22 protein-coding genes and 1 pseudogene are annotated in these 23,789 nt (G+C 70.3%); 15 read left to right on the top strand and 8 right to left on the bottom strand.

Annotated features, from left to right (window positions below):
- The first annotated feature begins 46 nt into the window (after nt 1-46).
- Nucleotides 47-880 carry a hypothetical protein gene (locus ACZ56E_RS38915; RefSeq protein WP_471221731.1) on the top strand — a complete coding sequence of 278 codons (834 nt, stop codon included), beginning with the start codon at nt 47-49 and terminating at the stop codon, nt 878-880.
- Between the two features lie 294 nt (nt 881-1,174).
- Here ACZ56E_RS38915 and ACZ56E_RS38910 read toward each other — a convergent pair whose 3' ends face one another.
- On the bottom strand, nt 1,175-1,396 hold the full coding sequence (locus tag ACZ56E_RS38910; RefSeq protein WP_471221730.1) for a hypothetical protein: 222 nt from the start codon (nt 1,394-1,396) through the stop codon (nt 1,175-1,177).
- A gap of 72 nt (nt 1,397-1,468) precedes the next feature.
- Between ACZ56E_RS38910 and ACZ56E_RS38905 the strand changes: the two are divergent.
- The 7 genes and pseudogenes from ACZ56E_RS38905 to ACZ56E_RS38875 all read left to right on the top strand — a co-directional run.
- A pseudogene (locus tag ACZ56E_RS38905) lies at nt 1,469-1,804 on the top strand (fasciclin domain-containing protein); the annotation flags it as partial.
- 225 nt (nt 1,805-2,029) lie between these two features.
- Nucleotides 2,030-2,491, top strand: coding sequence for a hypothetical protein (locus ACZ56E_RS38900; RefSeq protein WP_471221729.1), 462 nt, complete (start codon nt 2,030-2,032; stop codon nt 2,489-2,491).
- 5 nt (nt 2,492-2,496) lie between these two features.
- Nucleotides 2,497-4,392 (top strand): NHL repeat-containing protein, encoded by a 1,896-nt coding sequence (locus ACZ56E_RS38895; protein ID WP_471221728.1) that lies wholly within the window; start codon nt 2,497-2,499, stop codon nt 4,390-4,392.
- 485 nt (nt 4,393-4,877) lie between these two features.
- Nucleotides 4,878-5,057: a DUF6221 family protein gene (locus ACZ56E_RS38890; RefSeq protein ID WP_471221727.1), complete on the top strand. Its 180-nt coding sequence runs from the start codon at nt 4,878-4,880 to the stop codon at nt 5,055-5,057.
- A 391-nt stretch (nt 5,058-5,448) separates the two neighbouring features.
- Entirely contained in the window at nt 5,449-6,333 is an 885-nt protein-coding gene (locus ACZ56E_RS38885) for a glycosyltransferase family 2 protein (protein WP_471221726.1), read from the top strand.
- Nucleotides 6,334-6,486: 153 nt separating this feature from the next.
- On the top strand, nt 6,487-7,059 hold the full coding sequence (locus tag ACZ56E_RS38880) for a hypothetical protein (protein ID WP_468605902.1): 573 nt from the start codon (nt 6,487-6,489) through the stop codon (nt 7,057-7,059).
- 139 nt (nt 7,060-7,198) lie between these two features.
- Nucleotides 7,199-8,044: a spermidine synthase gene (locus ACZ56E_RS38875; RefSeq protein ID WP_471221784.1), complete on the top strand. Its 846-nt coding sequence runs from the start codon at nt 7,199-7,201 to the stop codon at nt 8,042-8,044.
- Here ACZ56E_RS38875 and ACZ56E_RS38870 read toward each other — a convergent pair.
- The 4 genes from ACZ56E_RS38870 to ACZ56E_RS38855 all read right to left on the bottom strand — a co-directional run bounded on the left by ACZ56E_RS38870 (nt 8,006) and on the right by ACZ56E_RS38855 (nt 12,697).
- Nucleotides 8,006-9,322: an MFS transporter gene (locus ACZ56E_RS38870; protein ID WP_471221725.1), complete on the bottom strand. Its 1,317-nt coding sequence runs from the start codon at nt 9,320-9,322 to the stop codon at nt 8,006-8,008. The two genes, ACZ56E_RS38875 and ACZ56E_RS38870, sit on opposite strands and share 39 nt — an antisense overlap.
- 91 nt (nt 9,323-9,413) lie before the next feature.
- Nucleotides 9,414-10,514 carry a DUF8017 domain-containing protein gene (locus tag ACZ56E_RS38865; protein ID WP_471221724.1) on the bottom strand — a complete coding sequence of 367 codons (1,101 nt, stop codon included), beginning with the start codon at nt 10,512-10,514 and terminating at the stop codon, nt 9,414-9,416.
- Between the two features lie 110 nt (nt 10,515-10,624).
- On the bottom strand, nt 10,625-11,644 hold the full coding sequence (locus ACZ56E_RS38860) for a DUF8017 domain-containing protein (RefSeq protein WP_471221723.1): 1,020 nt from the start codon (nt 11,642-11,644) through the stop codon (nt 10,625-10,627).
- A 57-nt stretch (nt 11,645-11,701) separates the two neighbouring features.
- Nucleotides 11,702-12,697: a DUF8017 domain-containing protein gene (locus ACZ56E_RS38855; RefSeq protein WP_471221722.1), complete on the bottom strand. Its 996-nt coding sequence runs from the start codon at nt 12,695-12,697 to the stop codon at nt 11,702-11,704.
- Between the two features lie 82 nt (nt 12,698-12,779).
- On the opposite strand from ACZ56E_RS38855, the gene ACZ56E_RS38850 reads away from it, so the two are divergent.
- The 4 genes from ACZ56E_RS38850 to ACZ56E_RS38835 all read left to right on the top strand — a co-directional run bounded on the left by ACZ56E_RS38850 (nt 12,780) and on the right by ACZ56E_RS38835 (nt 18,536).
- The gene (locus ACZ56E_RS38850) at nt 12,780-13,232 is read left to right on the top strand and encodes a DUF4442 domain-containing protein (protein ID WP_468338195.1); all 453 of its coding nucleotides are present in this window, start codon (nt 12,780-12,782) and stop codon (nt 13,230-13,232) included.
- A 291-nt stretch (nt 13,233-13,523) separates the two neighbouring features.
- Nucleotides 13,524-16,019, top strand: coding sequence for a beta-glucosidase (locus tag ACZ56E_RS38845; protein ID WP_471221721.1), 2,496 nt, complete (start codon nt 13,524-13,526; stop codon nt 16,017-16,019).
- Between the two features lie 32 nt (nt 16,020-16,051).
- Nucleotides 16,052-17,707 carry a carboxylesterase/lipase family protein gene (locus ACZ56E_RS38840; RefSeq protein WP_471221720.1) on the top strand — a complete coding sequence of 552 codons (1,656 nt, stop codon included), beginning with the start codon at nt 16,052-16,054 and terminating at the stop codon, nt 17,705-17,707.
- Nucleotides 17,708-17,804: 97 nt separating this feature from the next.
- Entirely contained in the window at nt 17,805-18,536 is a 732-nt protein-coding gene (locus tag ACZ56E_RS38835) for a DedA family protein (protein ID WP_471221719.1), read from the top strand.
- 1 nt (nt 18,537) lies between these two features.
- Here ACZ56E_RS38835 and ACZ56E_RS38830 read toward each other — a convergent pair whose 3' ends face one another.
- Nucleotides 18,538-19,071, bottom strand: coding sequence for a gamma carbonic anhydrase family protein (locus tag ACZ56E_RS38830; RefSeq protein ID WP_471221718.1), 534 nt, complete (start codon nt 19,069-19,071; stop codon nt 18,538-18,540).
- Between the two features lie 134 nt (nt 19,072-19,205).
- On the opposite strand from ACZ56E_RS38830, the gene ACZ56E_RS38825 reads away from it, so the two are divergent.
- The 3 genes from ACZ56E_RS38825 to ACZ56E_RS38815 all read left to right on the top strand — a co-directional run bounded on the left by ACZ56E_RS38825 (nt 19,206) and on the right by ACZ56E_RS38815 (nt 21,285).
- Entirely contained in the window at nt 19,206-19,943 is a 738-nt protein-coding gene (locus ACZ56E_RS38825; protein ID WP_471221717.1) for an acyltransferase, read from the top strand.
- Nucleotides 19,944-20,089: 146 nt separating this feature from the next.
- Nucleotides 20,090-20,674, top strand: coding sequence for a helix-turn-helix domain-containing protein (locus tag ACZ56E_RS38820; protein WP_471221716.1), 585 nt, complete (start codon nt 20,090-20,092; stop codon nt 20,672-20,674).
- A gap of 44 nt (nt 20,675-20,718) precedes the next feature.
- Nucleotides 20,719-21,285, top strand: coding sequence for a YbaK/EbsC family protein (locus ACZ56E_RS38815; RefSeq protein ID WP_471221715.1), 567 nt, complete (start codon nt 20,719-20,721; stop codon nt 21,283-21,285).
- A gap of 6 nt (nt 21,286-21,291) precedes the next feature.
- On the opposite strand, the gene ACZ56E_RS38810 is transcribed toward ACZ56E_RS38815, so the two are convergent.
- Nucleotides 21,292-22,464, bottom strand: coding sequence for an acyl-CoA dehydrogenase family protein (locus ACZ56E_RS38810; protein ID WP_471221714.1), 1,173 nt, complete (start codon nt 22,462-22,464; stop codon nt 21,292-21,294).
- On the bottom strand, nt 22,461-23,657 hold the full coding sequence (locus tag ACZ56E_RS38805) for a CaiB/BaiF CoA transferase family protein (protein ID WP_471221713.1): 1,197 nt from the start codon (nt 23,655-23,657) through the stop codon (nt 22,461-22,463). The genes ACZ56E_RS38810 and ACZ56E_RS38805 overlap by 4 nt, the downstream gene beginning before the upstream one ends.
- Nucleotides 23,658-23,789: the final 132 nt, after the last annotated feature.

The following is a 23,789-nucleotide window of genomic DNA, read 5'->3' as shown; positions in this document are numbered from 1 at the left end:
GATCAAGCCGCACCCTGGCCACGTCAGTCGACGACCAGGGGGGCCTATGGCGATCTTCGGTAACGACAATGCGGAACTGCTACGGCGGATGATGGACCAGCTTGGACGCATCGGCACCGACCTCGCCGTACTCAAACAGCAGGTCAGTGACCAGCAACTCGCCATCGATCAGATCCGGCAGGACACCACCGCCGCCCTCAATACCGGCCTCACCGAGAACCGGGCCGTCATCCGCGACGGGCTGGACCGCGCCCGTGACACGATCGGCGACCCGCTCACCCGCATTAGCACTGAACTCGTCGCCATCCGCGGAGGCATCAGCGGCCTCGACAGCCAGCTGAAGGCGCGCACGGAACAAGCGCCGCCAGCCGCTGCCGCGGCTGCACCGCCACCACCGCCGCCGTTGCCGGAGCCCGTGCACCGGGCCGACGACGAACGCGTAGTCCACTTCACCGAGCCCACCGACTACGACAGCCACCAGCCGAGCGACGCCATCCTGACAGCCGCAGCCGGCGTAGCCCACGCCACCCTCGAAGCCCACCGAGACACCTGGGCATTCCTCGTCCAAGTCGCCGGAAACGCCGAGCACTTCCACATCCCCGGCGCCGTCAAAGACGACGACGGATTCGTAGAAGTCCGCCTCTCCGGACCGAGCCTCGTCGCCGCCATCACCAGCCTCGCCCACACCACCCGCGACACCCACAGCCCCGTCACCCGCGCCATCGCCGACCACATCCAAAGCAAGATCACCAGGGCAGTGCAAGAAATCATCGACAGGCCCCGCAACAACGGCGACGGAACACCCGTCCGCATCACCATCGACGACCAAGCCCAGGCCGACAACCGGGATGATGGAGAGCAGCCGGGAACCGGCAGATAGACAGCGCGACGCCCCCCGGCCAGAACGGGCGGGGGCGACGGGGGGAAGGGGCTAGCTGGCGTCAGCCAACGGCTCACCGCCGGCTGCAGAGGCAGCCGCTTAGCGAGAGGAATCCCCTGACTCGCATGCTGGTAAGCCCTCCAAACCCGCCAAGCCGGCAACATGGAAGACGTCTGGACGATCATCGCAGCAGCATCCGGAGTACTCGGGAACATCACAGCCATCGCCGTATCTATGGCCAGCACCCGGTGACCGGACCTGATCTGGCCCGCTCGTGAGTGCCAGGATGGGCCCTCATTCGTCTCCCGGCAGGTGGTAGTAGACGGTCCCCGACCACCAAGGGCCGTGCTCGGTCGCCTCTGACGAGATCACCACGTCTTGAATCTCAACAGGACCCAACGCGTCGATGGAGTCGGCCAGCCGTCGCAAGAGGGCCGGAACGCTATCGCAGCCCGAGCCAACGGGATTGGCCTGCGAGAAATGGCGCACAGTCCAATGCTCCGGGGTATCAATCATGGGCTGATCATAGAACCTGCCGTCGTCAGCAGTTCTTTCGAGAATCCGCCTCATCCAGAGGAAGAACTGATCATGACCACTCGGAGCATGAGCCGCACTGCCGCGGTCTCAGCCGCGGCGATAGCACTGCCCGTGTCCCTTGGGCTCCTCGCGCCGGCCGCCCACGCGGACGACCACGAGACCTTCGGAAGCGCCTGTTCGTCGGTGCCCGAAGAAGGGGCAGGCGGCCTCGACGGCATGGCCCAGGACCCGGTGGCCACGGCTGCGTCCAAGACTCCGGAACTCTCCACGCTGGTGACCGCTGTCAAGAAGGCAGGTCTGGTCGACACGCTCAACAACGCCAAGGACATCACCGTCTTCGCCCCGTCCAATGACGCCTTCAAGAAGAGCAGCAAGTTCACCACCGACGGTTTGGACGAGTCCTGAACGCCGTGTGATCACCACATCGGCACGCTCGCCGACGCGCCGCGAAGATGGCCTGATACGACAATTCCGCGGGGTCCATGCGCGGAAAAGCCCACGCACATTTGTGCCCCATTCAATCAACAGTTCGATGTCCTGAATTGGCCCCTCTTCGCGGCCCATGGCAGATCAGTCGTATGGACCGATCAGCGGAGGGGTAGGCAGCCGCCCATGACCTTCAAGAACATCTTTGACAGCGGCGGAAGCGAAGCCAAATCCGCCGAGGAAGCCGCCCGAAAGGCCAGGGAGAACATTCCTGGCGCCTGGCCCGAAAGGGAAGGGGTCGACCCGGAGCTTTACGACGGAATTCCCGAGGTCCCGCGCGACCCGAAGCTCGTGCGCGAGACCTCGCCCGAAGCGCTCGACATCATGGGCAATTTCATCGCCCCGCTCTTTAAGAACACCCAGACGGCAGCCACCAAACAGCAGGCAGCCAGCGAAAGCACCGAATCGACTACCACCATGGCCTCTGCGACCAAGGACGAGGCATTCAAGAAGGCGGGAGTGGTGATCAAGGAAGAGGACCAGCCGAAGATCAGCGAAAAAGACCGCCCGCAGATCAGCGACAAACAGCTGGACCAGTCGAGGAAAGACAACCGCGCCTCGGCCAACGACATCCCGAGGGAAGGCTGAGGAGTATGGGCGGCCCCGCCAAGAACAACGTAAGCACCACCTACCTCGGTGAGCGGTCCATTCGCCACCCGCTGACCGGGCGAAATCTGAAGGAACTGGAAATCGCCGAGAAGGCCCCCGCCATCCTGGAGCGGGACAAGGCCAAGCTGAAGAGGAAGGCCGAGCGGAAGGCGCCGGACGGGACCGACCGGGAGATCTTCCCCACCGGGTTCTCCCTGAACAAGGGGCGATTCGGCGATTTCCCCGCCACGGAGGCCACCGCACACCAGCTCGGCTGGCAGGCCTATATGACGGTGGGCGTTCCCCTCATCGATGAGCGGGGCGACATCACGCAGCCTCCTCCCGACGTGATCTCCAAGCAGACGTTCGTCAACCGGACCGACCCCGTCGAGACCAGTTGGTCGCACACGGTCGAATTCTCGGTCTCGAACACGATCAGCTGGTCTCTTCAGGGGCAGGTACAGCTCACCTTCGGGGCGAAGACCACCGCTTCTTTACAGCAGCAGCTACAGAAGAGCATGGCTCTGAACCAGTCCCAGAAGACCACCCTGAAGAACAGCAAGGACAATCAGGGCGTCGATACGGAATCCCAGTCCCAGTCGACGAGCACGACGACGGCCACGAGCACCGCCACCGGAACCGGCGAACTGTCCGCACAATTGATGCTCGGGATCACCGCCTCCGTCAGTGGTTCGGTGACCACCGGCTTCAAGACCTCGTCCACGCTGAGCGGCAAAATCAGCAGCCGGGTGGACGTCCTCGCCACGCAGCGGCGCCAGGTGCGGAGGTTCGACTACGAATTCCCCATCTCCTTCGGCGGATGGGTCGCCCTCTACTACCCCGAGCCGGTGGAGGTGAAGGAGACCCGGCCGAAAGGTCCGCAGGCCGCCGAACCGAAATACTCCAAGGTGATCGCCTGGAAACTCGGCGAGACCGGCGGATCGGATTCCTTCGACCTGACCGATGAAGGAAAGCCCTTCTCCCAGAAGGGAGAGGCCGAGGTCGTCTCCACGCTCGCTGGGGTGCACGAGATCTTCGAGCTGGAAAAGCTCGAATTCGACCTGGAGCGCCACCCTCTCCACAAGAAGGGCGAAGTGCGGGAGATCCCCAAGAAGGCTCCCGTCGAGCTGGCCACCGGCATGGGGACGGCCGACGGCATCGCCCTGGACCTCCCGAACCAGAAGGCGTACGTCACCGAGCGGTACAACGGCGGCAAGCTGCACAAGGTGGATCTCGCGGGCGGCACACCGGAGTTGGTCGCGGGCGGTCTGGGCCAGGTCAACGACGTGGCACTCGACCTGTCGGGCAACAAGGCCTATGTCACCGACTACAGCGGCAAGCGCCTGATCACGGTGAACCTCGCCGACCCCTCCGCCCCACCCGTCAAGGTCGCCGAAGGCATGTACGCGTACGGCGTCGCGCTGGACCTGCCGAACAACAAGGCCTACGTCACCGACGTCGAGAGCGGCAAGCTGATCGAGTACGGCCTGCACAGCCAGCCGGCGGAGCAGCAGCGCACCTGGACCGTGCCGAGGGCCGCCGGAGTGGCGCTGCACGCGGGCAAGGCGTACGTCGGCCAGTACGAGCTGGGCGGGCTTTACGAGATCGACCTGGCGGCGAAGGACGCCACCCCGCGCTCCGTGGCCTCCAGCCTCGGGAGCAGTGTCCGCGTGGCCCCGGACGGCACGGCCAACGCGTACGTCTCCAACCCGGGTGGCGACAAGCTGCGCGAGGTCGTCATCGCCGACGGCGAGGCCAAGGGCCGCCAGCGCGTGGCCGCCGAGGGCATCGGCTCGGTCTGCGGCATCGCCCTCGACAGGGACAACGCCCTGATCTACGCCACCACTCGGGAGGGCAAGCTCTGGCGCCTCCCCGACGTGCTGCCCGACGCCTCGGCGTAGGCCCGAAGCTCATCACGTCGCACGACCCGAGCGGTTGCTCCACGGAAGGGGAGGCGGGCCTAGCCCCGCCTCCCCTTCCGGCGCCTTCGCGACAGACTTGCCCCGCTTCGGCGCACCGACGACGCCATCCCCGTACGCCGAGTTGGCCGACGCGCCGTCGGACCCCGCCCCCTTACCGGCCGCCCCCGGCCGCCGCTCCCTGGCAGGGCGCCGGGCTCCCTCGCGCCCCACCCGTAAAGCGCCGTGAACGGCCGAACCCGCCCTGTTCGAAAGGGTCCAGGCCGACTGTCGGCTGCCACCCGGCGTACCGAAGATGGCGACGCCGAACGACATCAGCGCCACCGGAGGGGACCCGCATGAGCGCGACGTTGACTCTGGCAAGTTCGAGAAGTGCGTGGGTCCCGGCGTGAGCTATCTCGGAGAGAAGGGTGAACTCTACGGAGCCTGGCCGAGCGGTAAAACCTGCTGATCCGCGGCGCTTGCCCGTGACGGGCAAACGGCAGGTGCTCGCCATGGCGCAGGCGCGCATCGAGGAGGCTGCGTCTTCCGACTACCTGGTGAATGGCCCGGCGAGGGCGGCACTCGTGGTGATGGGGCCGGTACTGAAGAGTCTCGCGGCCGTGTACGCCGACCGGCCCGGCTATCGCGAGGAGTGGCGGGCGTAGCCGGACGCGGCGGAGACCTCGTCTCGATTCAGGGGGCTCTGCTCGGACACTCGGCCCGCTGCCGCGCCTCTCAGTGGGCATAGGGAGGTGTACTGACCCATCGACCCGAGAGGACTGCGATGAACCTTCAGTTTCTGGCTGTCCCCGGCGGAGGTCCTGACTGGCCGGTCTGGGGGCAGGTCCTCTTCGTGGCGGTCTGGTTGGTCCTTGCTGTCCTTATCGTCGGCGGTCTGGTCCGGCGCCGGCGTCGGCAGCGCTGAGGGGAGCGTCGATCGGTTCGTACGAACCCCTCGTGCTGAGGGTCGAGTTGAGCTCGCGATGAATCACGAGTTCGCGGGCGCCGAACGGTTAGGCTCGTTTTCTCCGTCGTCGTCGAGAGAGAGTCCTTGCTGTGGAGCTGCCGCGCCTTGGGGTCGTGATCGTGACCATGGGGAATCGGCCGCGTGAGGTCGACGAGTTGCTGCTGTCCGTGGCCAAGCAGGATGTGGCGCCCGCTCGCATCGTGATCGTGGGCAACGGTTCGCCGCTGCCGGACTTCCCGGGGCTGCCCGGTGAGGTGACTGTCGTTGAGAACGAGGAGAATCTGGGCTGTCCCGGCGGCCGTAACACCGGCATCGCCAGGCTCCGGGAGTTCGGTGACATCGACGTCGTGATTGAGCTGGATGACGACGGCCTGCTCGTGCAGGACGACGTCTTCCGTCGGATCCGGGATCTTTTCGCCGCCGACTCCCGTCTGGGCATCGTCGGTTTTCGGATTGTCGACGAGCACGGCGGGACCGCTCGTCGGCACATTCCGCGGCTGCGCGCGAAGGATCCGATGCGGCGTGGCCTGGTGACCGCGTTCCTCGGCGGTGCCCACGCCCTCGCGATGCCGATGCTGGACCGGGTCGGTGACTGGCCGGCGGAGTTCTTCTTCACCCATGAGGAGACCGACCTCGCCTGGCGGGCCCTCGATGACGGATGGAAGATCCTCTACGAACCGGAGCTGCTGCTCCAGCACCCCAGGACTTCCCCCGCCCGGCACGCGGTCTACTACCGGATGACCGCCCGCAACCGGGTGTGGCTCGCCAAGCGGCATCTGCCTGTTCTCCTCGGGCCGGTGTACCTCGCGGTGTGGCTCCTGCTCACACTTGGCCGGGCCCGCTCGGCGAGCGGCCTTAAGGCGTGGGCCGGCGGGTTCGCCGAAGGCGTGCGTACGCCGTGCGGGCGGCGTCGGCCGATGCGGTGGCGGACCGTGGTCCGGATGACGCGGCTCGGTCGGCCGCCTGTGATCTGAGGTTGTGCGCGGCGGGGGTGGCCGGGGCGTCTGGAAGCGGAAGGGGGAAGGCGGAAGGGGGAAGGCGGAAGGGGGAATCTTTGGCATCCGCTTCGCACGGCGGTCCATACTTCGAGATGGTGAAGCTCCGCACCGCCACGAGAAGAGGCATCCATGTGGACGACGGAACAGTTCGGCACCGCCCACGAGGGTTATGTCGGCGCCGTGCTCGACGACGGCACTGAGCCCGAAACCGCATACCTGGACCCCGGCAGCAGCGCCAACTTTCACGAAACGCGCGAGTGGTGGGCGTACAACGGGAGCCTCAACCGTCCGCTGGCCGCGCGCGGGCGTGCCGCGTGCTCCTGTGGGTGGCGAGGAGAAGACGAGTACGCCATCGACTGGGACGCCGTCGATGTTTTCACCGAGACGTTCCCCGCAACCGGGCCGTTCGACGGCTGGTGCCAGCACATCGACGACGTCGAGGCCCGCACCGTCCCGCTGCCCACCGGGCTGGTCGCGCTCCTGGACCAGCTCGACTCGCAGCTCACGAATCTCGCGGAAGACGCACCGCTCGCGGCGCTCAAGAGCGTGGCCGTACTGGAGTGCATGGTCAAGAGGGTCGCCGGCAGCGCCGCCATGAACGCGGAGGCTGACGCGCACACGGGCGAGGAGCTCGGGCGGGCGCTCGGAGTGTCGCGTTCGGACGCCGAGTCACGCCTCCTGCGGTATCTGCTCACGCGGTAGTGGTTCACGGTGTGCTGGTGTGCTGGTGTGTCGTGTGACGCTTCTCAGGGTCCGGCACACCCACGCAGCCAGGCACAATGGGTGGGTGGACGCGGATGAGTTCGAGGGTGGGGCCGGGGAGGGGATCTCCGGTGAGGGTGTGGATGAGGCGGTGCCGGTGATTCGGGAGGTTGATCACGGGACCGCCAAGCTCATGCCCGACATCGACCGCCCGCGGGCCTGGCTGCTCACGGTCGACGGGGCGCCGCAGTCGTACGTCGACCTGGACGAGCCCACGCACCTGGAGTTCGAGTACGCGCGCCGGCTCGCCCATGTCCTCGACACCGCGGCCGAGCCGGGCATCCCCCTCGACGTCACCCACCTCGGCGGCGGCGCCCTCACCCTGCCCCGCTATCTCGCCGCCACCCGCCCCGGCTCCCGGCAGCACGTGGTCGAGGCCGACCAGGGGCTGTTGCGGCTCGTCGAGGAGCGGCTGCCGTTGGGGGCGACGACAGGGGTTCACGTGCACGGCGCGGACGCCAGGGAGTGGCTCGACACAGCGCCGGACGGCAGCGCCGACATCCTCGTCGCCGACGTCTTCGGCGGCTCACGCGTCCCCGCCCACCTCACCACGGTCGCGTACGCTCGGACCGCCGCCAGGGTGCTCCGCCCGGACGGGCACTACACCGCGAACCTCGCCGACGGGGCGCCCTTCGCGTTCCTCCGCTCCCAACTGGCCACCTTCGCCGAGGTGTTCGCGGAGCTCGCGCTGATCGCGGAGCCGTCCGTGCTGCGCGGGCGCCGCTTCGGGAACGCGGTGCTGATCGCCGCGCACCGGCCCATCGACAGCGCCGCGCTGGCCCGCCGTACCGCGTCCGACGTCTTTCCCGCCAGAGTCGAGCACGGCGACGCGCTGCGCCGCTTCATCGGGGACGCGCGGCCGGTGCGCGACGAGGACGCGGTCCCGTCACCCGAGCCGCCCGACGGCGCCTTCTCCATCGGCTGACGGATCGGCGGCCCCGCGCGACACGGGCTTCGCGGAGGCGACCACTTCCGTCGTACGCCGTGAAAGGTTCCGTACGTCGGGGACGAAAAGGACGGCCGCTGTCACCACGACCACCAGCGCCGCACAGCCCCACAGCGAAGCGGACCGGCCGAAAACGGACTCCGCGGGGCCGGCGAGCGCCGTGGCCAGCGGCACCATCGCGATCGAGCCGAACCAGTCGTAGGCGGCGACGCGCGACAGCTTCTCCTCCGGGATCTCCTGGTGCATCGCGGTCATCCAGGAGACGCCGAACACCTCGATCGCCACACCGCTGACGAACATCACCGCGGCCAGACCCGCCACCGGCAGCGGCACCGCGAGGGCCGCCGAAGGGGCGGCCAGCGGGAAGACGCAGAGGGTGCCCGCGAACAGCAGCCGCCGGGGCTTCCACCGCGTCATCAGGAACGCCCCGCCGACCGTGCCCGCCCCGAACGCGCCGAGCGCCAGACCCCACGGCCCCGCGCCGCCCAGCTCGTCCCGCGCCACCAGCGGCCCGAACACCGACTCGGCGGCCCCGACCACCGCCACCACCACCGAGAACTGCGCCACGATCGCCCACAGCCAGGGCCGGCCCGTGAACTCCCGCCAGCCGTCCCGCAGATCGGCGACGAGCCCCTCGCCGGGTGCGCGTTCCGGGATGTGGCTGACGTCGAGGAACGACCGCAGCGCCCCCGCGACCGCGAACGCTGCGGCGTCCACGGCCAGCACCCAGCCCGGGCCGATCGCCGCGACCATCAGGCCGCCGAGCGCGGCCCCGCCGAGCCCCGCGCCCTGCATCGCCATGCGGTACATCGCGAAGGCCTTGCCGGCCTGCTCGCCGCTGACCGACGACATCAGCATGCCTTCGGCCGCGGGTCCGAAGAAGGCCTGGCCGACGCCGCCGAGCCCGGTGAGCAGCATCATCTGCCACAGCTGTGGTTCGCCCGCGAGGACGAGGACGGCGAAGGCCGCCTGGGACACGCAGTTGAGGGTGTTGGCCGCGACCATGACGTGGTGCCGCGGCAGCCGGTCGGCGACCGCCCCGCCGATGAGCAGGAACAGGACGAGCGGGAGGGTCCGCGCGGCGGCCACGAGCCCGACGTCCCCGCCGTCGCCGCCCGCGTCGAGAACCGCGAACGCCGCCGCGATCAACGCCCCGTGGCTTCCGAGGTTCGTCACGATCGCGGCGGCGGTCAGCAGTGTGTAGTTGCGGCCCGCCCAGGAGGGGCGGGAGCGTCTGGCGGGGGCGGGATTCGTCACCCCGGGACTGTCCCCGGCGAGTCGCCGACTTGGCAAACCGTTTTGTCGGTTCGTCGAGGTTTCTGGTTCCCGGCCTCCCAGGCCCCGTGGCTCAGGACTCTTCGGGCGTCGCCTCGCTCCACCGGACGGTGCTGAGGATCTTCTTCACCGTGGCGTCGGGCACCTCGTCCTTGACGCCCTTGGCGCCGTAAAGAGTCCAGGCCACGTACTCGCCGGACTCGTTCTTGAAGCCGAACGTGGTGGCCTTGCCCTCCGAGTCGCACTTGGCCGAGGTGGCGGCCCCGGACGTCGTGGACGTGGCGACGCTGCCCTTGATGCCGGACTTGGTGGTGAAGTCCTCGATCTCACCGATCTTGATCTTCTTCTTGTCGGCCTTGGTCTGCTCGGTGTAGCCGCCGAAGACCCACCAGGCCGAGTCGTTGCGCGCGATGTCCTCGGTGTCCTTCGCGCCGTTCTGGCCCTTCGTGCCGACCGCGGCGAGCGAGGTGTCGTCGGGCTCGCCGTCCTTGTCGTCGTCGGACGTGCACCACTTGTCCTTGAGGACCGCGGGCGCGGACATGCCGATGATCGTCTTCGTGCCCTCGTCCTTGCGGTCGTCGAAGCCGATGAAGGTGTCCGGCGTCTTGATCTCCCAGTCGGGCGGCACGTCGAACGCGGTGCCCCACTTGGGGTTCACGACGACCTGCCAGCCGTCGATCATCGGCTTGTTGTCGTCGCCCTCGCCGCGCGCGTTCCCGTCGTCGCTGGCCGTCGGGCTCGGCTTCTTCGACACGGACTTCGACGGCTTCGCCGGACCCGCCTCGTCGCTCTTCTCGTCGTCACCGCCGAAGACGAGGAAACCGGTGACACCGGCCGCCACCACCACGGCGAGCGCGGCGACGATGGCGGTGACCTTCGTCTTGTTGCCGCCGCCACCGCCCTGCCCGCCGGCGCCCTGGACGCCGCCCAGCTGCTGCGGCGGTACGGGCGGCGGTGTCGGGGCCGCCCAGTGTGACTGCTCGGGCTGCGAGTATCCGCCCGAGTGCGGTTGCTGGCCGCCGCCCAGCGGCTGCTGGTAGCCGCCCGCAGGCTGCTGCTGGTATCCCGGCTGCTGATACGGATTCGGCTGCTGGTACCCCGGCTGCTGATACGGGTTCTGATTCTGGTCCTGCGGGTTCTGCTCGCCCCCGGGCGGCTGCTTTTCTGGCCACATGGCCAGTAACCATAGAGGTGCCGGGGGCGCGGTGCCATGCGCGCCCCCTGCGGTGCGGGTGCAGGGTCGCCGGGGGAGGGGAGAAGCTGTGGAGAAAGCGGAGGAAAGCCTCAGGATTCCGTCGGTTCCCCGTGGGTGCGCACCGTGCTGAGGATCTTCATGACGGTGTCCTCCGGTATCTCGTCCTTCACGCCCGTGGCTCCGTAGAGGCTCCACGCGACGTAGTCGCCGGCGGAGTTCTTGAAGCCGAAGGTGATCGCCTTGCCGTCCGTGGCGCACTTGCCCTTCTGGGGCGTGTCGGTCGACTTGGCGCGGGCGATGCTGCCCTTGATGCCGGACTTCGTGGTGTACGGCTGGGCCTTCTCGTCGGAGGTGAAGCTCTTCTTGTCCGGCTGGGTGTAGCCGGCGTACACCCACCAGCCCACCTGGTTGACCGCGACCTGGTCGGTGTTCTTCGCGCCCCTGGCGCCCTTGGTGCCGACGGCGGCGAGCTCGTGGTCCTCGCTCCTGCCGTCCTTGTCGTCGTCGGTGACACACCACTTGGACCGGAGGTACGCGGGCGCCGACATGGTCATCAGCGGCTTGCCGGTCTTCACGTCCTCGAAGGCGATCGCCGAGCCGGGGTTCTGCACCTCCCACTCGGGCGGCACGTCGAAGGCGGTGCCCCACCGGGGGTTCACCACGACGTGCCAGCCCTTGATGGTCGGCTTCAGGCCGCTGTCCGTACCGCGCTCGCTGTCGCCGTCCTCGCCGTCGTCCACGGCGGGGGCCGGCTTCTGGGACGCGGTCTGTGCGGGGGCGTCGGCCTCGGTGTCCTTGTCGTCCCCGCCGTCGAGCACCAGGAATCCGGTCACACCGGCGGCCACGACGACGGCGGCCGCCATCACGATCGCGACGATCTTGACCTTGTCGCGCCCGCCCGCGGGCTGCGTGAGCTGCGCGGGTTGCGGGAGCTGCGCGGGTTGCGGGAGCTGTGTGGGCTGCGCGGGCTGCTGGTAGGGGTTCGGCGCCTGGTATCCCGGCTGCTGATACGGGTTGGGCTGCTGGTATCCCGGCTGTTGGTACGGGTTCTGCCCCTGGTCATGTCCTTGGTTCTGCTCGCCCCCGGGCGGCTGCTGTCCTGGCCACATGGCCGGACACGATACGGGGCGCCGCCGAGCAAGATCACATCCGCCCCTGACCTGCGTTCAGTCCTGGACGGGTTCGTACAGGCGCACCGTCGCGAGGACCTTCTTCACGGTCGCGTCCGGCAGCTCGTCCTCGACGCCCTTCGCGCCGTGGAAGGACCAGGACGCGAACCTCCCCTCAGGAGTCTTGAAGGCGAACACCGTGGCCTTGCCGTCCGAGTCGCATTTGTCCTGCTTCTCGACTCCGGACGAACTCGCGCTCACCAGGCTGCCCTTGAGGCCGGACTTGGTGGTGTACGGCTCGGTGGGCCCCGTCGTGACCTTCTTCCTGTCCGGCTGCGTGTACACGCCGTAGACCCAGTTGGTCGCGTCGTGCCGTGCGGCCTGCTCGGCGCTCTTCACTCCGTGCCCGCCACGCGTGCCCGCGGCCCCCAGCGGCGCGTAGTCCTTCGTGCCGTCCTTGTCGTCGTCGCTCGCGCACCACTTCTCCTTGAAGTAGGCGGGGGCCGCGTACGCGGCGAGGAACGGTGCCGAGTCGTCCTCGGCGTCCTTGTCCTCCACGACTCCGCCGGCCCAGTCACGTGAGTCCAGGGACCACTCGGCGGGCACGTCGAAGGCGATGCCGAGCTTGGGGTTGACGACGACCTTCCAGCCGGGGACGGCCGGCTCGGGCATGCCGTCCCCGGTGCGGGGGTTCGAGTCGTCGGAGGCGGCCGGGTCCGGCGAGGCGCTGGACTTCACCGGGTCGGGCTTCGCGGAGTCGTCCTTGTCGCCGCCGAGGAGCAGGGCGCCGGCCACGCCCGCGGCGACCACGACGGCGCCGGCCGCGACGAGGGCGATCACCTTGGTCCGGTTGCCGCCGCCGTTTCCGCCGCTGTTACCGCTGCCGGGCATGGTCGGAGCGTTCCACGGAGCCTGCTGCGGAGCCTGCTGCCCGTACGGGTTGGGCTGCTGGTACCCCGGCTGCCGGTACGGGTTCTGCCCCTGGTGTCCCTGGTTCTGCCCTTGGTTCTGCTGGTTCTGCTCGCCCCCGGGCGGCTGCTGTCCTGGCCACATGGGCGTCAACGATAGGTGACGGTGATCTACGCGGAGGCAGGTCCTGGTCAAGGATCGCTACTCGTGGGTAACATCGCGTGCCATGAGCGCAGAACAGATGTCGATCGGCGAGATGCTCGCCGCCACGGTTCCGATGGCCCGGACCCTGAACCTCGAATTCCGGGAGACCGCGCCGGACAAGGCCGTGGTGGCCCTGCCCGACCAGAGCGAGTACCACAACCACGTCGGCGGCCCGCACGCCGGCGCCATGTTCACGCTGGGCGAGTCCGCGAGCGGGGCCATCGTCCTCGCCGCGTTCGGCGCGGAGCTCTCGCGCGCCGTGCCGCTCGCCGTCAGCGCCGAGATCGCGTACAAGAAGCTGGCCATGGGTCCGGTGACCGCCACGGCGACCCTCGGCCGCCCGGCCGCCGACGTGATCGCCGAGCTCGACGCGGGCGAGCGCCCCGAGTTCCCGGTCGCCATCGAGATCCGGCGCGAGGACGGCGCCGTCACCGGCGAGATGACGGTGGTGTGGACCCTGCGCCCCAACAGCTGAAGCCCCCCACCTCTGCCCCCCCGGCCCCCTGCCCCCGGCCCCCTGGCTCTCGGTCCGTACCGCTGACGCGGACCGCCAGGGGGCCCGCGCTTTTCTGTTCAACTTATTGACACGAGTCATCGTCGGTCATAGTTTTCCCGCCGCCACACGTGGTGCCTAACGGTGTGTCAAGTCCCCTCTGTCGCATAGTGCGTTCAAAGGGCGAACGACGACCCGCCGCTGGCACGTGTACACGCTTCGCTTCGCACAGTCGTGTTCGCGCACAACAGGCACAGAAGGAAGTGACGGCTCATGTCCGACTCCGTGTCCCGGCGGTCAGTCCTGGGGGTGGTCGGCGGTGCGATCGCCGTGGCGGCCGCGGCCACCACCGGTGTGGCGGCGCCCCCACGCGCGGCGCACGCGGCAGCCCGCGCCGGACAGGGCCCCGGCGCGGGACCCCGCGTCGAGTCCCTCATCGGCAGACTCACCCTCGACGAGAAGATCTCCCTGCTGCACGGCGCGACCGACCCCAAGGCGCTCGGTCAGGCGGGCTACGTGCCCGGCGTGCCGCGCCTCGGGATCCCGCCGCTGCGGCTCGCCGACGGCCCCGCAGGCGTCCGCGTCGCGGCCCGCGCCACCGCGCTGCCCGCCCCCGTCATGCTCGCCTCCGCCTTCGACCCGGCACTCGCCCGCCGCTACGGCCAGGTCATCGGCCGTGAGGGACGCGCACTCGGGCAGGACGTGCTGCTCTCGCCGATGGTCAACCTCATCCGCACCCCGTACGCGGGCCGCAACTTCGAGACCTTCGGCGAGGACCCGCTGCTCGCCGCAGACATGGTGTCCGAGGAGATCAGGGGCATCCAGGGCGAGGGCCTCATCGCCACCGTCAAGCACTTCGCCCTGAACAACCAGGAGAAGGACCGCGAGTCCGTCGACGTACGCGCCGACGAGCGGACCATGCACGAGACGGAGCTGCGCGGGTTCGAGGCGGCGGTCGACGCGGGCACCGGCGCACTCATGGGCGCGTACAACAAGGTCAACGGCACCTTCGCCTGCGAGAACAAGACGCTGCTCAGCGACATCCTGCGCGGACGGTGGGAGTTCGAGGGGTGGGTGATGACCGACTGGTTCGCGCAGCACAGCACCGTCGCAGCCCTCGCCGCCGGGCTCGACATGGAAATGCCCGACGACACCTACTTCGGGTCCGCCCTGAAGAAGGCCGTGCGGAACGGCAGCGTGCCCGAGTGGCAGGTCGACCGCTCGGTCCGCCGGATCCTCCGCGTCATGGAGCGGTTCGGGCTGCTCGACGCGCGCGTACCGCCACGGCCGCGACGCGACCCCGAGGCGGGCAAGGCGGTCGCCCTCGATGTCGCCAAGGCCGGCGCCACACTGCTGTGGAACGTACGCGGGGCGCTGCCTCTGCAAGGCCGCGCCGCCCGCGACATCGCCGTCATCGGACCCACCGGCCGCCACCCGTTCGTCAGCGGCGGCGGCAGCGCGCACGTCATCCCCGACCGGGCGGCGAGCCCCCTCGACGCCGTCACCGCCAGGGCCGGGCGCGGCGCCGACGTCACGTACGCGCTGGGGGAGGACCTCTACGGCAAGGCGATCCCGCGGCGCGCGCTCAGTCCCGGCATCGACGCGGAGGGGCAGCGGGTCGCCGCGGGGAAGAAGTGGACATACGACGGAAAGCTGACACTCGACGAGTCCGAAGAGTGGACGCTCGTCATCCACTACTCGGGCGAGCGGCCCAAGGTGGAGCTGGACGGCAAGGAGCTCTACCCGAAGCTGCCCGGCGTCGCCGAGTTCTTCTCCGGCGGCCTCGTCTCCACCGCGCCCGACGGGCTGAACGTGCGGCGCGCGACGCTGAAGCTCACCCGCGGCGGGCACCGGCTGCGGATCAGCGCGCAGGGCGGCGACCAAGGGCAGACCTTCCGGCTGCGGCGCGTCACGCGCGCCACCCGCGCGGCCGACGTCGCCGAAGCGGTGCGGGCGGCGCGCGGCGCGCACAGCGTCGTCCTCTTCGCGTACGAGGACGCCACCGAGGGCCAGGACCGCACGACCATCGCGCTGCCCGGCCACCAGGAGGCGCTGATCAGGGCCGTGACCGCCGCCAACCCGCGTACCACCGTGGTCCTGAACACCTCGTCGGCCACCTCCATGCCGTGGCTGCGGCGGACCGCCGCCGTGCTGCAGATGTACTACCCCGGCCAGGAGGGCGCGGCCGCCACCGCCGCCGTCCTGTTCGGCGACTGCGACCCCGGCGGCCGGCTCACCCAGTCCTTCCCGGTGGACGACGACCGCCATCCGATGGCAGGGGACCCGCGCCGCTATCCGGGGACCGGCGGCGTCGAGGAGTACTCGGAAGGCGTCCACGTCGGGTACCGCTGGTACGACGCCGAAGGGGTGCGGCCGCTCTTCCCCTTCGGGCACGGGCTCTCCTACACCACCTTCGCCTACGGGGACCTGGCGGTCCGCGGGGCGGGGCGGGGCGTGGACGTGAGCTTCACCGTGCGCAACACCGGCAGGCGCGCCGGAGTCACCGTCGCGCAGGTGTACGTCGGCCCGTCCCCCGACCTGGACCTGAGTCAGGCCGAGCGGGTGCTCGGCGGCTACCGGCGGGTCGAGCTGCGCCCGGGGGAGCGGCGGCGTATCACGGTCCGCGTCGACCGGCGGACTCTCTCGGCCTGGGACGCCGAGCGCCACGACTGGGTGCTCGGCACCGGCCGACGGACCGTCCAAGTGGGAACATCGGCACGTGACTTGACCCTCTCCACGACCACCGTCATCAAGGGAGCCGGTTCATGAGGAAAAGGTTCACGCTGAAGATGAAGAGGTGTATGACGGCAAGAGGAAGCAGGCGGGGTGCTCGCGGTCGGATACGCCGCGCCGCGTCGCTCGTCGCCGCCCTGGCGGCCGGCGCCGCGGTCTCTCTGGTGCCGCTCCCGGCGGCCCAGGCCACGACCGGCCCGGCCGCCGCGCAGGACAGCACGCTGGTACGCACCACCGCCGGCTGGGTGCGGGGTGAAACCACCGCGGAGGGGCGGCAGTTCCTCGGCATCCCCTACGCCCGGCAGCCCGTCGGGGCCCTCCGCTGGAAGGAGCCCCGTCCCGCGAAGGCCTGGGACGGGGTGCGCCGCGCGACCGCGTTCGGCAACCGGTGCGTCCAGACAGCCAGTTGGGACCCCGGCTACGAGAACCCCAGCCACACCGAGGACTGCCTCGACGTCAACGTCTACGCGCCGAAGGGGCAGACGGCGAAGCAGCGGCCCGTGATGGTGTGGCTGCACGGCGGCGGGCTGACCGCGGGCGCCGGCGAGGACATCGTGCCCGACACCTTCGCCCGCAGGACCGGCACGGTCGTCGTGACCGTCAACTACCGCCTCGGCGCGATGGGGTTCCTGGCCGCCGAGGGTCTCGACGGCGAGGCGTCCGACGGTGTGTCCGGCAATTACGGGCTGCTCGACCAGCAGGCCGCACTGCGCTGGGTGCGGGCCAACATCGGGCGGTTCGGCGGCGACCCGCGCCGCGTCACCATCGCGGGCGAGTCCGCGGGCGGCCGCTCCGTCTGCACCCTGCTCGCCTCGCCCACCGCGCGCGGCCTGTTCCGCGCGGGCATCGTGCAGAGCGGCGCGTACGGCGACTGCGCCGGCCGCGAGCGCGAGCGGGCGGTTGCCGACGGTGCGGCGTTCGCGAAGAAGGCGGGCTGCCCCGACCCACGAACTGCTCTCGCCTGTCTGCGCGGCAAGTCGGCGAAGGACATCCTCGCTGCGCAGGCCGGCTTCGACTGGGGGCCGGTCGTCGGCGGCGCGTTCCTGCCGGTCCAGCCCGAGGAGGCGTACGAGAAGGGGACCGCGGCGCGCGTTCCGGTGCTGAACGGCGCGAACAGCGACGAAGGCACCCTCTTCGCCTTCGCGCAGTTCGACGGCCAGGGCAGGCCGCTCACCGCCGAGCAGTACCCCGGCGCGCTCACCGACGCGTACGGTCCCGAACTGGGCGGCCGGGTACTGAAGACGTATCCGCTCGACGCATACGCCTCGCCCACGCACGCGTACGCCGCGGGCGTCGGCGACCGGATGTTCGCCTGCACGGCGCTGCGCATGAACACGGCACTCGCGCACCGCGGGCCCGTCTACGCCTACGAGTTCGCGGACCGCACCTCGCCGCCCTTCGCGTCGCTCCGCGAGCTGGACACGGACTTCGACTTCGGCGCGACCCACGTCAACGAGGTCCAGTACCTCTTCAAGCACTTCGGACTGACCTCGCCGCTCGACGCGGGACAGCGGGCGCTCGCGGACCAGATGATCCAGTACTGGGGCTCCTTCATCCGCGGCGGAGTGCCGCGCGCCGACGGTGGGCCCGCCGCTCCCGACCAGCGCACCCGGCCGGGGCAGGTGCTCTCGCTGCGCACCGCGGCGGCGGGCGGCACCACGATCAGTACGACGGTGCGCGACGAACACCGGTGCGACCTCTGGGACACCGTTCCCGCCGGGTGATCCCGGGCCGGTGATCGCGTCCGGGTAGGCTGCCCGGCGTGCGTGGCCGAGAGGCGCGCACGCCGGGCACACACTTGAACCACGGAAGGAACCGGCGTTGCACGTCCAGGAGTGGCTGGAGCACGTCCCAGCCGTCAGTATCTACGCGCTGGTGGGCCTCGTCATCGGACTGGAGAGCCTGGGCATCCCGCTGCCCGGTGAGATCGTCCTGGTCTCCGCGGCGCTCCTCTCCTCCCAGCACGGCGACATCAACCCGGTGATCCTCGGGGCGTGCGCCACCGCGGGCGCCATCATCGGCGACTCCATCGGGTACGCCATCGGGCGCAAGGGCGGCCGGCCGCTCCTCGCGTGGCTGGAACGGAAGTTCCCCAAGCACTTCGGCGCCGCGAACGTGGCGACCGCCGAGCGGTCCTTCCAGAAGTGGGGCATGTGGGCGGTCTTCTTCGGCCGCTTCATCGCCCTGCTGCGGATCTTCGCCGGGCCGCTCGCGGGCGTCCTGCGCATGCCGTACTGGAAGTTCCTGATCGCCAACGTCCTCGGCGGCATCGTCTGGGCGGGCGGCACCACCGCCGTCATCTACTACATCGGTGTGGTCGCCGAGGACTGGCTCAAGCGGTTCTCGTACGTGGGACTCGGCATCGCCGTGCTGATCGGTGTCGGCTCGATGCTGTTCGTCAAGCACCGGGCGAAGAAGGCGGCGGCAGAGGCGGAAGCGGAGGCGGCGGCCGCGGAGCCGGCCGCGCCCGTCACTGCGACCGCCACCGCCACCGCCACCGCCACCGCCACCGCCACCGCCGCCGAGCCGCAGCCGGTGCCGGTCGCGGACTGACTCACTCCGCGGCGTGCGCGTCCCGGTGGGCCCTGGCCAGCTCGACGTACATCGTGCCGTTGAGCGAGATGCCCTCGCGCTCCTCGTCGGTGAGCGGCCTGCGCACCTTGGCGGGCACGCCCGCGACGAGTGAGCCCGGGGGCACCCGCATGCCCTGCGGCACCAGGGCCTGCGCGGCGACCAGGGAGCCCGCGCCGATCACCGCGCCGTTGAGGACGGTGGCGCCCATGCCGATCAGGCAGTCGTCCTCGACGGTGCAGCCGTGCAGCACGGCGTTGTGGCCGACCGAGACGCGCTCGCCGATCGTGATGGGGAAGCCCGGGTCGACATGGAGACTGCAGTTGTCCTGGATGTTGCTGTCGGTCCCCACGACGATCGGCCCGCAGTCGGCCCGCAGCACCGCGCCGTACCAGGTGCTCGCCCCGGCATGCAGCGTCACCTCGCCGAGCACGACGGACGTCGGCGCGGTGAAGGCGTCCTGGTCGATCTTCGGGTCCTTGCCGCCGATGCCGGTGATGAGTGCCTCGTGGCCCATCGGATGTCTCCCTCTTCCGTACGTCGTCACGCCTGACGGCACCGTACGGGACCCGGCGGCCCGCGCTGCCGCGTGGGGTGAAGATCACAGGCCATGGGCCTGCGGGCCCCCGTGGCACTGAGTAACGTGAGCCCGTGCCGAAGAACAGGAACACGTTCTCATCCCTTGCCGCCGCGCCGCGCCGTTTCGCGCAGCGCGCCGTCCACGCGGGCTGGGACTGGGTGCAGCGCACCGGCGCGGTCACGGCCGCGCACCCCGGGCGGCTGCGCTTCGGCGCGCTCGGCGAGGGCACGAAGCTCGCCTTCCCGCAGGGCACGGTCTTCGGGGAGCCGTGGATCAGGATCGGCGACCACTGCATCGTGGGCCAGCACGTCACCCTCACCGCGGGGATGATGCCGGACCTCGACCTCGGACCCGACCCGATCCTCCGCATCGGCAACGGCGTCGTGCTCGGCCGCGGCAGCCACGTCATCGCGGACACGACGGTGACGATCGGCGACGACTGCTACTTCGGCCCCTATGTGTACGTGACGTCCACCAACCACTCCTACGACGACCCGCACACCCCCATAGGCAAGCAGTGGCCCCGCATGGACCCGGTCGACATCGGTCCCGGCTGCTGGATCGGCACGGGAGCGGTGATCCTGCCGGGGGCCCGGATCGGCCGCAATGTGGTGGTGGCCGCGGGCGCGGTCGTCCGGGGCGAGGTCCCGGACCACGCCGTGGTGGCGGGGGCGCCCGCGCGGGTCGTGCGGACCTGGGACGCGGAGCAGGGGTGGCAGCCGCCGCTGCGCACGCCCGCGCCGGTGCCGATCCCCGACGGGGTCACGCCGGAACAGCTGATCGCGCTCGGCGAGTTGGGCGAGGCCTGAGAGCCCGCGCCATCACCCCGGCTCCGCGGAGAGCCGGTCGCGTGCGGGCCTCGCAGTACAGTGTGGTGGACCATCCGGGCTCATCGGATGCACCGCACCGCGGAACCCAGAACCCAGACCCCAGAACCCTGAACACGGACGGGAATGTGTCGGATCTCGATCAGCTGACCCAGTCGCTCGCGCGCAACCTCAAGCGGTGGCGCAGCGAGAGGGGCTTCACCCTCGACGCCCTCGCGGCCCGCGCGGGCGTCAGCCGCGGCATGATCATCCAGATCGAGCAGGCCAGGACCAACCCCAGCGTCGGCATCACGGTGAAGCTCGCGGACGCGCTGGGCGTCAGCATCACCACGCTCCTCGACTACGAACAGGGTCCGCACGTCCGCCTCGTGCCGCCGGAGCAGGCGGTGCGCATGTGGTCCACGGACGCCGGCAGCAGCACCACGCTCCTCGTCGGCGCCGAGGCGCGCGGGCCCTTCGAACTGTGGTCCTGGCACCTGATGCCGGGGGAGGGCAACGACTCCGACGCGCACCCGCCGGGCACCATCGAGCTGCTGCATGTCTCACGGGGTGAGCTGACCCTCGTCGTCGACGGCGCCGAGCACGCCATGCCGGCGGGGACGGCCGCCACCTTCGAGGCCAACGTGCCGCACGGCTACCACAACCGGGGTGCCGAGCCCCTGGAGATGACGATGTCGGTGTCGGTGCCGCCGGCCCACGCGGGCTCCTACTGAGGGCCGTCGGCCCACCGCTGCCGCGGGGCTGTTAGCGTGCCGCCATGCGTGCTCCTCTCGGTGAATTCGACGTCGTCAGCCCCGCTCCCGAAGCCCTCGACCTGCTCGTACCGCCCGTCGCGGACGCCGTGCGCGACTGGCACGGCCCCGTCCCCGCCGACGAGCTGATCCACGTCGACACCGACCCGCGGTGGGCCGACACCGCCACGTTCCTGGAGCACTACGGCCCCGACCTCCTCGCCCAGTCGGCCAACTGCGTCGTCGTGGCGGGCAAGCGCGGCGGCGAGACCACGCTCGCGGCATGCGTCGTCCTGTCCGGGACGCGCGTCGACGTGAACGGCGTCGTGCGCCGCCAACTCGGCGCGCGCAAGGCGTCGTTCGCGCCGATGGAGACGGCCACGGGCGAGACCGGCATGGAGTACGGCGGCATCACACCGATCGGGCTGCCCGCCGCGTGGCCGCTGCTGGTCGACGCCGCCGTCGCCGATCTGCCGTACGTCCTGGTGGGCAGCGGCAGTCGGCGCGGCAAACTCATCGTGCCGGGCAAGGTGTTCGCCGGACTGCCGAACGCGGTCGTACTCGAAGGGCTCGGCGTCGCCGTCGACGGCTGAGGGACATCACATCTCCAGGCCGCCACGCGCCACCAGTTGACGGGCTATCACATTGCGCTGGATCTCGTTGGTGCCCTCACCGACGATCATCAATGGCGCGTCGCGGAAGTAGCGTTCGACGTCGAACTCCGTCGAGTAGCCGTGGCCGCCGTGGATGCGGACCGCGTCCAGGGTGATCCGCACGGCCGTCTCCGAGGCGAACAGCTTGGCCATGCCCGCCTCCATGTCCACGCGCCGCCCGGCGTCGGCCTCGCGGGCCGCGTGCAGGGTGAGCTGACGGGCTGCCGTGAGCGAAGTGGCCATGTCGGCGAGGTAGTTGCCGATGGACTGGTGCCGCCAGATCGGCACGCCGAACGACTCGCGCTCCTGGGCGTAGCGCAGCGCGTCCTCGAACGCGGCGCGGGCCACTCCCAGCGCACGGGCCGCCACCTGCAGCCGCCCCGTCTCCAGTCCCTTCATCATCTGCCCGAACCCCTCGCCCTCGACGCCGCCTAGCAGCGCGTCCGCGGGGGCGCGGTAGCCGTGGAAGGACAGCTCGCAGCTCTCCACGCCCTTGTAACCGAGCTTCGGCAGGTCGCGGGAGACGGTCAGGCCTGGGCCGTGCTCGACGAGCAGCACGGAGATGCCCCGGTGCCGGGGCTCGGCGTCCGGGTCGGTCTTGCAGAGCAGCGCGATCAGCCGGGAGCGCCGGGAGTTGGTGATCCACGTCTTCGCGCCGTCGACGACGTACCCTCCGCCGTCGTCGTCGCGCCGCGCGACCGTGCGCAGCGCCTGGAGGTCCGATCCGCCGCCCGGCTCGGTCAGCGCCATCGTGGCGCGCACCTCGCCGGTCGCCATGCGCGGCAGCCAGTGCCGCCGCTGCTCCGGGGTGCCGAAGAGCAGCAGCAGTCTGGCGACGACCGTGTGGCCGCCCATCGCACCCGCCAGGCTCATCCAGCCGCGCGCCAGCTCCTCGGTGACCAGGACGTAGCAGGGGGTGGAGACGGGGGTCCCGCCGTACTCCTCGGGGACCGCGAGACCGAAGACACCGAGCTCCTTCATGCCGTCGATGAGAGCGGCCGGATAGGTGTCGGTGTGCTCCAACTCCCGTACGACCGGCCTGACCTCGCGGTCCACGAACTCGCGGACCGTCGTGACGACCAACTGCTCGGCGGGGGAGAGGGCGTCCAGGGAGCTCACCGGCAGACTCCCGCCGCGCGCAGCCGGGCGATGTCGTCCGGGCCGCGGCCCAGCTCGGCGAGGATCGCGTCGGTGTGCTCGCCCGCCGCCGGCACCGGATCCATGCGCGGCGTGACCCCGGAGAGGTCGGCCGGTGGGAGCAGGGCCTGTACGGGCTCGGAGGTGCCCGGCACCCTGATGTCCTGCCAGCGGCCGCGCTCGGTGAGCACCGGGTGGGCCAGGAACTCCTGGACCGAGTTGACCCCGGCGTTGGCGATGCCCGTGCGGTCGAGCAGCTTCATGGCCTCGTCGCTGCCGAGTTCGGAGAAGCGTACGGAGATGATCGCGTCGAGCGCCTCGCGGTGCGCCACACGGTCGGACCCGGTGGCGAAGCGCGGATCGCCGCCCAGCTCGGGCCGCCCGAGGAACTCGGCGCACAGCGCGGCCCATTCACGTTCGTTCTGCACCGAGAGCAGCACGTCCTTGCCGTCGGCCGCGGTGAACGGGCCGTACGGCGCGACCGTCGCGTGGCGGGCGCCGACGCGGGGTGGCTGGATACCGCCGTAGCGCGTGTAGTAGGCGGGTTGCCCCATCCACTCGGCGAGCGCGTCGAAGAGCGACACCTCGACGGTCGGCGCGCGCCCCGTCGTCGCCCGTGTGAACAGCGCCGACAGGATGCCGCTGTACGCGTACATCCCGCCCGCGATGTCGGCGACCGAGATGCCGACGCGGGCGGCCTCGTCCGGGGTGCCGGTCAGCTGGAGCAGTCCGGTCTGGCACTGCACGAGCAGGTCGTACGCCTTGCGGTCCGCCCAGGGGCCGTCCGTGCCGTAACCGCTGACGGTGCACGGAATCAGGGTCGGGTGGCGGTCCTGCAGCGCTTGCGCGCCCAGGCCCATGCGGGCGGCGGCGCCGGGGGCGAGGTTCTGCACGAACACGTCAGCGCTCGCGAGCAGCTCCTCCAGGATCTCCCGGCCGTGCTCGGACTTGAGGTCGAGCGTGAGCGACTCCTTGGACCGGTTCAGCCAGACGAAGTAGCTGGCCTGTCCGTGCACGGTGGTGTCGTAACGGCGGGCGAAGTCGCCGCCGCCGGGGCGCTCGACCTTGATGACCCGCGCCCCGAGATCGGCGAGCTGACGGGTGGCGAAGGGCGCGGCGACGGCCTGCTCCAGGCTGACGACGGTGATGCCCGCGAGGGGGAGGGGAGGTGGCATGCCGCGTTTGTACGGGCAAAGGTGAGGCGGGTCAATGCCACGCCGGGGAGGGGCGGGCGGGGTGGCCAGGACCTGGCGGGTCCGCTCGGTGGTTGTCGTAGCCCCAGTTCAGGGGGTGGGGGTGCGTCTGTC

The organism is Streptomyces sp. NPDC039480 (assembly GCF_055597165.1).
This window is presented reverse-complemented; position numbering and strand designations above follow the sequence as displayed.

Coding starts and splice junctions, on each gene's coding strand:
- ACZ56E_RS38915 (WP_471221731.1), top strand. CDS start 47: ATGGCGATCTTCGGTAACGACAATGCGGAACTGCTACGGCGGATGATG.
- ACZ56E_RS38910 (WP_471221730.1), bottom strand. CDS start 1,396: ATGATTGATACCCCGGAGCATTGGACTGTGCGCCATTTCTCGCAGGCC.
- ACZ56E_RS38900 (WP_471221729.1), top strand. CDS start 2,030: ATGACCTTCAAGAACATCTTTGACAGCGGCGGAAGCGAAGCCAAATCC.
- ACZ56E_RS38895 (WP_471221728.1), top strand. CDS start 2,497: ATGGGCGGCCCCGCCAAGAACAACGTAAGCACCACCTACCTCGGTGAG.
- ACZ56E_RS38880 (WP_468605902.1), top strand. CDS start 6,487: ATGTGGACGACGGAACAGTTCGGCACCGCCCACGAGGGTTATGTCGGC.
- ACZ56E_RS38865 (WP_471221724.1), bottom strand. CDS start 10,514: ATGTGGCCAGAAAAGCAGCCGCCCGGGGGCGAGCAGAACCCGCAGGAC.
- ACZ56E_RS38860 (WP_471221723.1), bottom strand. CDS start 11,644: ATGTGGCCAGGACAGCAGCCGCCCGGGGGCGAGCAGAACCAAGGACAT.
- ACZ56E_RS38855 (WP_471221722.1), bottom strand. CDS start 12,697: ATGTGGCCAGGACAGCAGCCGCCCGGGGGCGAGCAGAACCAGCAGAAC.
- ACZ56E_RS38850 (WP_468338195.1), top strand. CDS start 12,780: ATGAGCGCAGAACAGATGTCGATCGGCGAGATGCTCGCCGCCACGGTT.
- ACZ56E_RS38845 (WP_471221721.1), top strand. CDS start 13,524: ATGTCCGACTCCGTGTCCCGGCGGTCAGTCCTGGGGGTGGTCGGCGGT.
- ACZ56E_RS38840 (WP_471221720.1), top strand. CDS start 16,052: ATGACGGCAAGAGGAAGCAGGCGGGGTGCTCGCGGTCGGATACGCCGC.
- ACZ56E_RS38830 (WP_471221718.1), bottom strand. CDS start 19,071: ATGGGCCACGAGGCACTCATCACCGGCATCGGCGGCAAGGACCCGAAG.
- ACZ56E_RS38815 (WP_471221715.1), top strand. CDS start 20,719: ATGCGTGCTCCTCTCGGTGAATTCGACGTCGTCAGCCCCGCTCCCGAA.
- ACZ56E_RS38805 (WP_471221713.1), bottom strand. CDS start 23,657: ATGCCACCTCCCCTCCCCCTCGCGGGCATCACCGTCGTCAGCCTGGAG.